This window comes from Nocardia sp. NPDC057668 (genome assembly GCF_042799795.1).
Classification (GTDB): Bacteria; Actinomycetota; Actinomycetes; order Mycobacteriales; family Mycobacteriaceae; genus Nocardia.
This window is the reverse complement of the sequence record NZ_JBHVIC010000001.1, coordinates 2,408,004-2,420,186: the sequence shown is the minus strand read 5'-3', so window position 1 is coordinate 2,420,186 and position 12,183 is coordinate 2,408,004. Positions and strand designations below refer to the sequence as shown.

Sequence of the window (12,183 nt, the reverse complement as noted above, 5' to 3'; positions counted from 1 at the left end):
GCGGCCGTCTCGTTCTGGACTGAGTGGAGCGGGGGAGCGAAGCGGAGGAGCGGAGGGAGGGAAGAACGAGACATAGGGGCCGCGAACTCGCCCGGAGCGAAGCGGAGGGCAAATAGGGCACAGCAGGAGGATGATCACCGATATGTCCAAATTCATCGACCGTGTCGTGTTGCACGTGCGTGCGGGCAAGGGTGGGCACGGGTGTTCCTCGGTGCGGCGTGAGAAGTTCATGCCCCTGGGTGGACCCGACGGCGGTAACGGCGGCAACGGCGGGGACGTGATCCTCGAGGTCGACGCCAATGTCCACACGCTGCTCGACTTCCATTTCCACCCGCACGCCAAGGGCGGCAACGGCAAGCCCGGCGAGGGCAGCAACCGCAACGGCAAGCAGGGCGACGGCCTGCTGCTGAAGGTGCCGTCCGGCACGGTGGTGATGAGCCCCGAGGGGGATGTGCTGGCCGATCTGGTCGGCGCGGGCACCCGGTACGTGGCCGCGCTCGGCGGACGCGGCGGCCTGGGCAACGCGGCGCTGGTGTCCAAGGCGCGCAAGGCCCCCGGTTTCGCACTGCTCGGTGAGGACGGCCAGGAGCGCGAGCTGGTGCTCGAGCTCAAGTCGGTCGCGGACGTCGGCCTGGTGGGTTTCCCGTCGGCCGGCAAGTCCTCGCTGGTCTCGGTGCTCTCGGCGGCCAAGCCGAAGATCGCCGACTACCCGTTCACCACGCTGGTGCCCAACCTCGGTGTGGTGCAGTCGGGGGAGACGACGTTCACCGTGGCCGATGTGCCCGGTCTGATTCCGGGCGCGAGCGAGGGCCGCGGTCTGGGCCTGGACTTCCTGCGCCATCTCGAGCGCTGCGCGGTGCTGGCCCACGTGGTCGACTGCGCCACCCTGGACCCGGGCCGGGATCCGGTGTCGGACGTGGACGCGCTCGAAGCCGAACTGGCCGCGTACCAGCCCGCGCTCAAGGGCGATGCGGGGCTGGGTGATCTGGCCGATCGCCCGCGGGTGGTCATTCTCAACAAGGCCGATGTGCCCGACGCCGCCGAGCTGGCCGAGATGGTCACCCCGGAGTTCACCAAGCGCGGCTGGCCCGTGTTCACCATCTCCGCGGTGAGCCGGGAAGGCTTGCGGCCCTTGACCTTCGCGCTGGCGAATCTGGTCAAGGAGTACCGCGAGTCGCGGCCCGAGGTCGAGGTCAAGCGCCCGGTCATCCGCCCGGTCGTCAAGGGCGACAGCGGATTCCGCATCGTCAAGGATCCGGACGAGCCGGGTGGCTTCGTGGTCATCGGTGAGCGGCCCGAGCGCTGGGTCGCGCAGACCCCGTTCGACAACCCCGAGGCCGTCGGTTACCTGGCCGATCGCCTGGCTCGCCTCGGCGTCGAGGAAGAGCTGGTCAAGCTGGGTGCCGAGCCGGGGTGCTCGGTGACCATCGGCGATTACTGCTTCGACTGGGAGCCGCAGATCTCCGCCGGTGTGGAGACCCTGCTCACCCGTCGTGGTGTGGACCCGCGACTGGACCAGACCGACCGCATCGGTGCGGCCGAGCGCAAGCATGCCTCGCGTGCGCGCCGTGGTCTGGTCGGCGACGAGGACCAGTAGGCAACGCCCGCGACCGATTCCACCGTGGTGGAATCGGTGGCGGTGCGAGTTCGAAGCGGCGATACCGCGGTATCGTGGACGAATTGAGGTGTGGTGCGGGTGAGTTCGAGTATCGCAGGGGCGGAATCGGAGTCGAGCGCGGCGCGGCACGCCGTCGCCACCGCGCGCAGCGTGGTCGTCAAGATCGGTTCGTCGGCGCTGACCAGCCTCGAGGGCGGTCTCGAGACCGAGCGGCTGGATCGGCTGGCCGACGCGGTCGAGGCGCGGATGCGCGCGGGCTCGGATGTGATCGTGGTGTCCTCGGGCGCCATCGGCGCGGGCATCGCGCCGCTCGGATTGTCCAAGCGGCCCACGGACCTGGCGACCAAGCAGGCCGCGGCCAGCGTGGGGCAGCTGGCGCTGGCGCACGCGTGGGGCACCTCGTTCGCCCGGTACGACCGGGTGGTCGGGCAGGTGCTGTTGAGCGCGGGGGATTTCGGCCGCCGCGAGCATCACCGCAATGCCCAGCGCACCCTGGACCGGCTGCGTTCGCTGCACGCCATCGCGGTGGTCAACGAGAACGACACCGTGGCCACCGAGGAGATCCGCTTCGGCGACAACGATCGGCTGGCGGCGCTGGTGGCGCATCTGGTCGGGGCCGACGCGCTGGTGCTGCTGTCCGATGTGGACGGGCTGTACGACGGTGACCCGCGCAAGGGCGCCGCGAATTTCATTCCCGAGGTGCGCAGCAGCGCCGATCTGGACGGTGTGATCGCCGGCAGCGGTGGTGCGCTGGGCACCGGGGGAATGGCTTCGAAGCTGTCGGCGGCCCGGCTGGCCGCCGACGCCGGGGTGCCGGTGCTGCTGGCCGCGGCCTCGGACGCGGCGGCGGCCCTGGACGGCGCGAGCGTGGGCACCGCCTTCGCGGCGCGGCCGGTGCGGCTCTCGGCGCGCAAGTTCTGGGTGCGGCACGCCGCGGACAGCCGGGGCGCGGTGCATATCGACGCCGGCGCGGTGGCGGCGGTGGCCGAACGCCGCAGGTCGCTGCTGGCGGCCGGAATCACCAAGGTGGACGGGCGTTTCTACGGCGGCGATGTCATCGATCTGATCTCGCCGGAGGGGCTGGTCGTGGCGCGCGGGGTGGTGGCCTACGACAGTGATGAGCTCGAGGCCATGAAGGGCCGATCCTCCAGCGAACTCGCGGAAAGCAATCAGCGGTCCGTGGTGCACGCCGACGATCTGGTGACGATCTAGCTTCTTCGAAGCCGATCGGTCGGTACGTGAGATATCGCGAACCGGTCGGTCGTGCAGACCGAAACATTAACGCGTGTAACTCTTCTCGGCGCCGTGATTTTCCCGCGCGATCCGCGCCAAGGGCATCGGAAGGCCAGAGGAAGGGCAGTGGGCGGACGCCGCCGACGGGGCATTCTGTAAGTGCACTCGGCGCCGCATCGTGAGATGTGCCCTTCGCCGATAGCGGTTGCCAGGATCCGGCGCGGTCCGCCCTTGCCGCGCCGGGCTCGCGGTCCGGTGACCGCCCGCGGCGTCGGGTGCACCCCCATCGCCGTGGAGGCAGCCATGTACATACGGCAACCGGACAGCACACACCCGTGGCCGACCAGTTTCCGGCACAACGACTTCGAGATGCACGCGCACCTGCCGGATTGGCACGAACTGCTGGCCGCCTTCTGCGGGCATATCGGGGACCGCTCGCAGGACCACCCGGTCACCAAGCTGGCCCGGGCACTGGCCGAATTGCACCTGGAGCGTTTGGAACTGCGGCTCGAGCATCGGGTGGAGCCCGGGGAGACCGGTCGCATCGACGAGCTGCGCGCCGGGATCGTCGTTCGCATCGACGAGTGGGTGGCGAACCGCGCGCGCCGGAGGGGAGCGCGCGCCGAATCCCTCGGCGCGGTCGTGGACGCGATGGCCGCGGCGCACGTGCACGCGGTACATCTGCTCAAGACCGCCGAACGGGTCTCGGACGAGGAGGTACACGCGGCTTGGTACCTCCTCGCTCAGATGGCCGACGGCTGGACCGATCGCGCGGCCGGGGTCACCGGCCCGCGAATTCGGCGGTCCGCATAGGGAATTCCGGTCGCGACGGTCCGATCCACCGTTGTCGCCGGAAGGAGGCGCTTCCGCCCGGAGCGCCTCGAGCGGGGCGCTCCGGGGTTGGAGCGCGCCGGTTCGGGCGCTCGAGGTTGGAGCGTTCCGACAGGGGTGCTGGGGTGCCGGGGTAGGGAGCCCGGGCTCGGCGGCGCGAGATTCGCCGGCGGGCCCGGGCGTTGCCCGGTGCCCCGGCGCGTGGTGATCGGTGCACGGGGGCCGATCACCGCACGGGGGTTCCCAGAACCTCGCGCGGGGTTCCGGCGCCGGCCACCTCGCCCGCGCGCAACAGCAGGCAGTGCTCGGCGGCGGCGGCCTCGGCGCGATCGTGGGTCGCCAGCACGACGGTGGTCCCGGCCGCGACGATCTCGGCCAAGGTGCGCGAGATCTCCTGCTGCGCTTCGATATCGAGACCGGTGGTGGGTTCGTCCAGCAGGAGCAGATCCGATTCCTGGGCCAGGGCGCGGGCCAGCAGGGCGCGCTGGCGCTGGCCGCCGGACAGATCGCTCAGGCGGCGATCGGCGAGATCGGTGATGCCGAGGCGCTCGAGACAGGCGCGCACCACCGCGTGATCGGCCCGGGTGAGCCTGCGCCACGGTCCCCGGTGCGCCCACCGTCCCATGGCCACGGTCTCGCCGACGGTGAGGGGCAGGGTCGCGGGAACCGCGCTCTGCTGCACCACGAATGCGGGCCGCCGCTGCCCCGAGCGCTCCACGCTGCCGGCCGTGGGGGTGATCACACCCGCGATCACCGCGAGCAGGGTCGATTTGCCGGAACCGTTGTGCCCCACGATCGCCGTCATCGCACCGGCGGGGATATCGGCCGTGACCTGCCGAAGTACGGCCCCCGCCCGATATCCGGCGGTGAGTGCGCCGAGTCGTACCGCGGGTGTGCGCTGTCTGTTCACCGAGCCACCTAGATTGTATTGATAATCATTTTCATATTATAGTCCGCTGTCATGGAATGGCTGATCGCCCCGTTCGAGGTGACATTCGTGCAGCGGGCACTGTGGGGCGGGCTGCTCGTCTCGGGCATCTGCGCACTGGCCGGGACCTGGGTCGTGGTGCGCGGCATGGCATTTCTGGGCGAGGCGATGGCGCACGGCCTGCTGCCCGGGGTGGCCGCGGCCGCGCTGTTCGGGGTGAGCCCGGTACTGGGCGCGGCGGTGAGCGCCACCGCGATGGCGGCCGGTGTCACGGTGCTGGGCCGCAGCCCCCGCTTCGCCGCCGATACCGCGATCGGCCTGCTCTTCGCGGGCATGCTCGCGCTCGGGGTGATCATCGTGTCGCGCTCGCAGTCCTTCGCGGTGGATGTCACGGGCCTGCTCTTCGGCGACATTCTCGCCATCCGTCCCCGCGACGTGGCGTATCTGGCCGTGGCGCTGGGGATCTCGCTGATCGTCGCCGTGCTCGGACATCGCGCGTTCGTGGCCCTGGCCCTGGATCCGCGCACCGCGCACACCCTCGGGCTGCGGCCGCGCTGGGCGCAGGGCGCCCTGCTCGCGCTGCTGACCCTGGCGATCATCGCTTCCTTTCACATCGTGGGCACCCTGCTCGTGTTCGGGCTGCTCATCGCGCCCCCGGCCGCCGCGACCTACTTCTCGCACCGGATTCCGGTGATCATGGCGCTGGCCGCCGCGCTCGGTGGATTCGCCACCGTCGCAGGGCTGTTGGTGTCATGGCACACCGGGACGGCGGCGGGCGCGACCATCGCGCTGATCGCGGTCGCGCTGTTCTTCGTGGCGGCCGTCGCCGCGCGGCTGCGCGCACTCCGGTCCGGCGCCGGGACGCAGGTGCTGGTGACGGTGCTCGCGCTCGGCGCGGTGCTGCCGCTGGCCGGATGCGCGACACCCGAGCCGGAGCCGCCGGCGCAGGAACGCCCGCACGGGTACGTCGAAGGCGCGGAGGAGGCCGACGGTCCCCAATCTCGTTTGGTGGCAGTCGATTCCGATGGCGCGGTGCGGGTGGTCGATCTCGTCACCGGGGAGATCGCCGACGGCGGCCGCGCTCCGGGCACGCAGGGCATCGCGGGCGACGGGCGCTTCGCCTACCCGGGCGCGGCGACCACGACGCGGATCGTCGACGGCGGATCGTGGACCGTCGACCACGGCGACCACATGCATTACTACCGCGCCGCCGTGCGCGACATAGGCGATGTGCCAACGGGACCGGTGACCGGTGCGTACACCGACACCGTGCTCACCGGCCTGATCACCGAGACCCCCGCACCCCGCACCGTCCTGCTGGATCGGGCCGCGCTGGAAGCCGGGACCGTGACCGAACGCGGCGTGGTGGACGGGCTCGCGGTGCCCTACGCCGAGCACGTGGTGGTCGTCACCGGCTCCGGCGGCGTCCAGGTCCGCGATCGGGCGGGCGCGGTGGTGCACCCGCTCTCGGAACCGTGCCCCGCACCGCGCGGCACGGCCCTCACCCGGCGCGGCGTCGTCTTCGGCTGCGCCGATGGCGCGGTGGTGGTTTCGGCCGAGGCCGGGGAGTTCACCGCGGCGAAGATCGCGTACCCGCACGCGGTGCCCGCGGGTGAGCGCGCGCAGGACTTCGCCCATCGCGCCGGCAGCACCGCGCTGGTCGCACGCGCCGGCGAGCGCGGGGTCTGGGTGCTCGACAGCCGGGCGGGAAGCTGGCGTCTGATCGAGACCGGCCCGGTGCTGGCGGCCACCACCGCGGGGGAGGGCAGCGCGCTGCTGACGCTCACCCGAGACGGCGTTCTGCATGCTCTCGATCCGGTCACGGGCGCGGAAAGTGCCAGGGCACAAGTGCTTTCGGAACCGTACGCCGACGGCCCACCGCCGGTGCTGGAGATCGACGCCAATCGCGCCTACGTCAACGACGCCCGGGGACGGGCGATCCACGAGATCGACTACCGCGACAACCTGCGCCGCGCGCGCACGTTCGAGCTCGACATCGCACCCGCGTACCTGGTGGAGACAGGCAGATGAACCCGACGCTCCGCACGGCGCTGGCCGTGCTGTTTCCGCTGCTCCTGCTGCTACCCGGATGCTCCGGCGCGCAGTCCGATCGCATCGAGATCGTGGTGACCACCAACATTCTCGGCGACATGACCCGTGTCCTGGCCGGTGACGCCGCGAACGTCACGGTACTGATGCCACCGGGGGCCGATCCGCACCAGTTCGCGATCTCCGCGCAGCAGGCCGCGCGCATCGATCGCGCCGGACTGCTCGTCCACAACGGCCTCGGGCTCGAGGAGGGCGTGCAGCGGCACGTCACGGCGGCCGAAGACGCGGGTGTCCCAGCGCTTTCCGTCGGCGAGTTGGTCGGCCCGCTGCCGTACCGCGACAGCGATCGGCCCGACCCGCACTTCTGGACCGATCCCGCCCGTGCGCGGCGTGCCGCCGAATCGATCGGCGCCCGCCTGCTCGAACTGCCGGGGATCGACACCGCCGTCGTGCGCGCCAATACCGAGCGCTACCTCGCCGAACTCGACGCCCTCGACGCCTGGATGACGGAACGGTTCGCCGCCCTCGCCACCGAACGGCGGCGATTGGTCACCAACCACCACGTATTCGGCTATCTGGCACAGCGTTTCGGCTTCGAGGTGATCGGCGCGATCGTGCCCGGCGGCGCGGCGCTGGCCTCGCCGAGCGCCTCGGACCTCGCGGAGCTGGCCGGCGCCGTGCGCGCGGCGGGGGTCCCCGCGATCTTCGCCGACTCGTCGCAGCCCGATCGGCTGGCGCGGGTGCTCGCCGAACAGGCCGGTGTGAACGTGAAAGTCATTGCCCTGCACACCGAATCGCTCACCGCGCCCGGCGGGGGAGCGGCCACCTACCTGGAGATGATGCGCGCCAACACCGAGTCGATCGTGACCGGTCTCGGCTCGCGCTGAATCGCGCCGCACGACGTAACACCGAGATGAGGAGCACTACCATGGCAATTCGCACCCGAGCGCGGTCACGCGCGGCGCTGACCGGCCTGGCCGCCGTGCTCGCCCTGAGCGCCTGCGGCGCGCAGGACGAGCCCGCCGCGACCGAGATCGCCGATCCGCTCGCGGTCAGCTACGACGGCGGCATCTACCTGCTCGACGGGCAGAATCTCACCGTCGCGAAGAAACTCGAGCTCGCGGGATTCAATCGCCTCAACCCGGCCGGGGACGACCACCATCTGATGGTGTCCACCAAGGAGGGGTTCCAGGTCCTGGACGCGGTGCACGGTGAGTTCACCGACATCACCTTCCCCGGGGCCAAGCCGGGCCACGTGGTCCGCCACGCCGATCGCACCGTGCTGTTCACCGACGGCACCGGCGAGGTGCGGATCTTCGATCCGCACGAGCTCGAGCACGGCGCGCCGAAGACCGTGAACTACAAGGCCGCCGCGCCCCACCACGGCGTCGCGGTCGAGCTGACCAACGGGCAGCTGGTGGTCACGCTGGGGACCGAGGAGAAGCGCACCGGCATCGTGGTTCTGGACAAGGACCGTAGGGAGATCGCGCGCAACGAGGACTGCCCCGGCGTGCACGGCGAATCCACCGTGGCCGGCGAGGCGGTGGTCATCGGCTGCCAGACCGGCGCGCTGGTCTACCGCGACGGCGTCATCACCAAGGTCACCAGCCCGACGCCGTACGGGCGCATCGGCAATCAGGCGGGCAGTGACGCCTCCCCGATCGCGCTGGGCGACTACAAGCAGGACAAGAACGCCGAACTGGAACGGCCCCAGCAGGTTTCGCTCATCGACACCCGGAACAACTCGCTGCGCCTGGTTCCCCTGGGCACCAGCTACACCTTCCGCTCGCTGGCTCGCACCGCGCAGGGCGACGGGCTGGTGCTGGGCACCGACGGCCGCATCCACGTCATCGATCCGGTGGCCGGCAAGGTGACCCGCAGCTTCCCGGTCATCGGCGCGTGGGAGGAGCCGCTCGAGTGGCAGCAGCCGCGACCGGCGATCTTCGTGCGCGGCGGCGATGTGTTCGTCAGTGATCCGGCCACGAAGCAGATCCATCGCGTGGATCTGGCCGGCGGCAAGGTCGCGCAGTCGGTGACCCTGGAGTCCACCCCGAACGAGATCAGCGGCGTCCTCGCCCACTGAGTCCGAGTTCACCCCCCGGGCCCCGGCAGCCGTGCCGGGGCCCGGTCTCATTCGTTGCCGCCCACCAGGGGCTCCAGATTGAGTGTCATCCGTTCGAGGACGGTGACGGCGGTGCGGTATTCGTCCGGGGTGATACCGGTCATCGAGTCCGCGCGGAAGCCTGCGACGGCCGCGGTGACCTCATCGTGCCGGTCGCGCCCGAACGCGGTGAGGGACAGCCCGGCGCCGGTGCGCTCGGCCCAGCCGGCGGTGAGGATGAGATCCAGGGCGGCCAGCCGGGTTTCGCGGTCGGCGTTCGCTTCCAGTTCGGCGTGGATCCGGGTTTCGGTGGCCTCGGGTTCGGCGCGGATGACATTGAGGGCCTGCCAGGCCAGGCGGGTGAGTCCGAACGCGGCCAGGCGCCGGTCGAAGTAGGCGGTGATGGCGCGGTCTGCGCGATTGAGCCAGAAGCCGATGGGTTTCACGGGTGTTCTCCTGCGGCGGTAGTGGGTCCGCGCGGGGTTTCCGCACCGCGTTCGGATCCATGCTGTTGTACATATCCATGCTGTCAGTCATGTAATTGACAGTCAACACATATATTCGTCAGGTCACGGATATACGATGTGCGCATGACAGCGAAGGACGCGCGGACCGCCGACGAACTGCTCGACGCGGTCGGACCGGCCTTCGCCAAGCTGCGCCGCACCAGCGCGCTGCAGGTCGAGAACCCGCTCTCAGCCAAGGACTTCAGCCGCACGCTGGTGCTCAACCAGGTTCACGAACACAGCCGCGAGCCCGGCGCGGAAATCACCGTCGGCCGGGTCGCCGAACTGCTCGGCGCCGATCCCTCGGTGGCCAGCCGGATGGTCAGCGACAACATCAAGGCGGGTTACCTGGTCCGCGTCGCCTCGCAACAGGACGGCCGTCGGACCGTCCTGCGCCTGACCGCCGCGGGCGAGAAGCTCATGGCACGGTTCCGCGCACACCAGCGCGAGGCTTTCACGCAGGTGACCGCCGACTGGCCCGAGTCCGATCGCCTGACCTTCGCCCGCCTCATGCTCCGCTACGTCGACTCCCTCGAAGCGCTTCAGGACCGCCGATCCGCCGAGGACGTCTAGATCTGCCGACGACCTGGGCCGGTTCAGGGTCGCGATGCCGCGAACCGACCCGAATCACTATGACCGGCACGAGTTTTCCCGTCGACCCCCCATCCGCCCGGCGTGGCGGGGGATCTCGTACGGGCGGATGCGTGGTCCAGGTGAACCAGGCGGCTTCGGGTGTGGATGTCAGGACGGGGTGGCCAGGGCGAACGGCAGGACCGCATCGGCGCCGGCGGCCCGGAGCGCGCGGGTCGCCATCGTGAAGGTCCAGCCCGAATCGGTCAGGGTGTCGACCAGCAGGATCGGGCCGTCCACCTCGCTGAGATCCGGTGTGTCCCACGCATTGTCGAGGGCGGCCACGCGGTGCGCGGAGTTGGCGGCCGAGACCGGGGGCAGATCGGGGCGCAGGTGCAGGGTGCCGAGATCGCGCAGGCGGCCCACCTCGGCCAGGCGGGCGGCCAGCGAGGTGGTGAGCAGGCGGTGGCGCGGGGTGTCCATGGCAAGCACCGCGGTGGGACGTTCGGTCCAATTCCATTCGCGCAGCACGACCGTGCAGGCCTTGAACACGTCGTCGGGGACGGGGGCATCGGGTGCGTCCAGCAGCGCGCGCAGGCGCTGACCCCAGCCGAGATCGCTGAGCCTGCCCAGCACGCGGCCGGTCTCCGCGCCCTGGGAGATCTTGCCGGACAGGGAGACTCCGAGCTTGGCCATGCCCGTGGGCCACTGTTTGCGCGGCGCCAGGTCGATGCCGGGGCGATCGAGGCGGGCGCGAATGGCGGCCATGTCGCCGGCGTCCACCGCGATGTCCTGGCGGGTGCCGGTGCAGTTGTCACAGCGCCCGCAGCCGGGGGAATCGGGCAGCAGACCCGGATCGTCGAGCTGGCCGCGCAGGAAATTCATGCGGCAGGCGTCGGTGGCCTGGTAGTCGATCATGGCCTGCTGTTCGGCCTCGCGCGCGATGTTCAGGCGCTCGTAGCGTTCGGTGTCGTACACCCAGGGCTGTCCGGTGCCGATCCAGCCGCCGCGCACCCGCTGCACCGCGCCGTCCACGTCCAGGACCTTGAGCACCATCTCGAGCCGGGAGCGGTTCAACTCGACCAGGGGTTCCAGCGCGGCGGTGGACATGGCCCGATCGCTGTCGAGCGCGGCCAGCACCGAGCGCACGATGTGCTCGCGCGGGAACGCCACCGAGGCGAAGTAGCTCCAGATCGCGCGGTCCTCCGGCCCGGGCAGCAGCACGACCTCGGCGCGCTCGGTGCCGCGACCGGCACGGCCGACCTGCTGGTAGTACGAGATCGGCGAGGACGGCGCGCCCACGTGCACCACGAAACCCAGATCGGGCTTGTCGAAACCCATGCCCAGTGCCGAGGTGGCGATGAGCGCCTTCACCTCGTTGTTCAGCAGCGCGGCTTCCAATGCCTCGCGCTCGGCCGGATCTGTCTGCCCCGTATAGGCGGCGACGTGATGCCCGTGTGAATTGAGCACATCGGCCAGATCCTGGGCAGCGGCCACGGTGAGCGCGTAGACGATGCCCGAGCCGGGCAACTCGTGCAGGCGTTTGCTGAGCCAGGCGGTGCGGGCCACCGGGTCCGGAATGCGCACGACCGACAGGTGCAGCGACTCGCGATCCAGGCCGCCGCGCAACACCAGAGTGTCCGTGCCGATCTGGGTCGCCACATCGGTGACCACGCGGTCGTTGGCGGTGGCGGTGGTCGCCAGCACCGGGACCTCCGAGCCCAGATCGGCGATGAGCGTGCGGATCCGGCGATAGTCCGGCCGGAAGTCGTGGCCCCAGTCCGAGACGCAGTGCGCTTCGTCGATCACCACCAGCCCCGCGTCGGCGGCGAGCTTGGGCAGCACCGCGTCGCGGAAATCGGGATTGTTCAGCCGTTCCGGGCTGACCAGCAGGACGTCGACCACACCCTCGGCGACCCGGGCGTGAATCTCGTCCCACTCGGTGACGTTGCCCGAATTGATGGTGGAGGCGACGACGCCGGCGCGTTCGGCCGCGGCCACCTGGTTGCGCATCAGGGCCAGCAGCGGCGAGACGATCACCGTCGGCCCGCGGCCGGCCGCGCGCAGCAGCTTGGCGGAAATGAAGTACACGGCCGATTTACCCCAGCCCGTACGCTGCACCACCAGGGCCCGGCGCTTGTGCACGACCAGCGCCTCGATGGCGACCCACTGATCTTCCCGCAGCCGGGCCGACGGCCCGGCCAGCTCCCGCAACAGCCGTTCGGCATCCTCCCGCAGTGCGCCGGAGTTCTGGGTCTGGGTCGCGTCGGTCGAGGTCACGCGGTCCATGGTGCCTCACCGCACCGACACCGCGCCGACCGGCGGCAACCTCGCACCCCCCGAATTT

General features: G+C 70.6%; 10 protein-coding genes. 7 read left to right on the top strand and 3 right to left on the bottom strand.

All coding sequences use genetic code 11. The annotated features are described in order from the left end of the window. Positions 1–142: 142 nt before the first annotated feature. The 3 genes from obgE to ACFVBH_RS11130 all read left to right on the top strand — a co-directional run bounded on the left by obgE (position 143) and on the right by ACFVBH_RS11130 (position 3,664). Complete coding sequence (gene obgE, locus ACFVBH_RS11140) at positions 143–1,597, top strand: GTPase ObgE (RefSeq protein ID WP_354986257.1); 1,455 nt, start codon at positions 143–145, stop codon at positions 1,595–1,597. 99 nt (positions 1,598–1,696) lie between these two features. Continuing rightward, complete coding sequence (proB, locus tag ACFVBH_RS11135; RefSeq protein WP_354986258.1) at positions 1,697–2,830, top strand: glutamate 5-kinase; 1,134 nt, start codon at positions 1,697–1,699, stop codon at positions 2,828–2,830. A 324-nt stretch (positions 2,831–3,154) separates the two neighbouring features. Then, positions 3,155–3,664, top strand: a complete 510-nt coding sequence (locus tag ACFVBH_RS11130; RefSeq protein WP_354986259.1) for a DUF4254 domain-containing protein — start codon at positions 3,155–3,157, stop codon at positions 3,662–3,664. Between the two features lie 244 nt (positions 3,665–3,908). On the opposite strand, the gene aztA is transcribed toward ACFVBH_RS11130, so the two are convergent. Further along, positions 3,909–4,592 (bottom strand): zinc ABC transporter ATP-binding protein AztA, encoded by a 684-nt coding sequence (gene aztA / locus ACFVBH_RS11125; RefSeq protein WP_379001230.1) that lies wholly within the window; start codon positions 4,590–4,592, stop codon positions 3,909–3,911. Between the two features lie 51 nt (positions 4,593–4,643). Here aztA and aztB point away from each other — a divergent pair, with 51 nt between their 5' ends. The 3 genes from aztB to aztD are packed head-to-tail and all read left to right on the top strand — an operon-like array spanning position 4,644 to position 8,742. Then, entirely contained in the window at positions 4,644–6,641 is a 1,998-nt protein-coding gene (gene aztB / locus ACFVBH_RS11120; RefSeq protein ID WP_379001229.1) for a zinc ABC transporter permease AztB, read from the top strand. Continuing rightward, the gene (gene aztC / locus ACFVBH_RS11115) at positions 6,638–7,546 is read left to right on the top strand and encodes a zinc ABC transporter substrate-binding protein AztC (RefSeq protein WP_379001228.1); all 909 of its coding nucleotides are present in this window, start codon (positions 6,638–6,640) and stop codon (positions 7,544–7,546) included. Before aztB ends, aztC begins: the two co-directional genes overlap by 4 nt. 41 nt (positions 7,547–7,587) lie before the next feature. After that, a complete protein-coding gene (gene aztD, locus ACFVBH_RS11110; protein WP_379001227.1) occupies positions 7,588–8,742 on the top strand; it encodes a zinc metallochaperone AztD in 1,155 nt (384 codons plus the stop codon). A 47-nt stretch (positions 8,743–8,789) separates the two neighbouring features. Here the strand turns inward: aztD and ACFVBH_RS11105 are convergent, their stop codons facing one another. After that, entirely contained in the window at positions 8,790–9,206 is a 417-nt protein-coding gene (locus ACFVBH_RS11105) for a MarR family winged helix-turn-helix transcriptional regulator (protein WP_379001226.1), read from the bottom strand. A 144-nt stretch (positions 9,207–9,350) separates the two neighbouring features. On the opposite strand from ACFVBH_RS11105, the gene ACFVBH_RS11100 reads away from it, so the two are divergent. Beyond that, positions 9,351–9,839 (top strand): MarR family winged helix-turn-helix transcriptional regulator, encoded by a 489-nt coding sequence (locus ACFVBH_RS11100; protein ID WP_379001225.1) that lies wholly within the window; start codon positions 9,351–9,353, stop codon positions 9,837–9,839. Positions 9,840–10,007: 168 nt separating this feature from the next. Here the strand turns inward: ACFVBH_RS11100 and ACFVBH_RS11095 are convergent, their stop codons facing one another. Next, on the bottom strand, positions 10,008–12,116 hold the full coding sequence (locus ACFVBH_RS11095; RefSeq protein ID WP_379001224.1) for a RecQ family ATP-dependent DNA helicase: 2,109 nt from the start codon (positions 12,114–12,116) through the stop codon (positions 10,008–10,010). Between the last annotated feature and the right edge of the window lie 67 nt (positions 12,117–12,183).

Bases quoted from the DNA above. Each gene is read 5' to 3' on its own strand.
- obgE (WP_354986257.1), top strand. From the start codon at position 143: ATGTCCAAATTCATCGACCGTGTCGTGTTGCACGTGCGTGCGGGCAAG.
- ACFVBH_RS11130 (WP_354986259.1), top strand. From the start codon at position 3,155: ATGTACATACGGCAACCGGACAGCACACACCCGTGGCCGACCAGTTTC.
- aztB (WP_379001229.1), top strand. From the start codon at position 4,644: ATGGAATGGCTGATCGCCCCGTTCGAGGTGACATTCGTGCAGCGGGCA.
- aztC (WP_379001228.1), top strand. From the start codon at position 6,638: ATGAACCCGACGCTCCGCACGGCGCTGGCCGTGCTGTTTCCGCTGCTC.
- aztD (WP_379001227.1), top strand. From the start codon at position 7,588: ATGGCAATTCGCACCCGAGCGCGGTCACGCGCGGCGCTGACCGGCCTG.
- ACFVBH_RS11100 (WP_379001225.1), top strand. From the start codon at position 9,351: ATGACAGCGAAGGACGCGCGGACCGCCGACGAACTGCTCGACGCGGTC.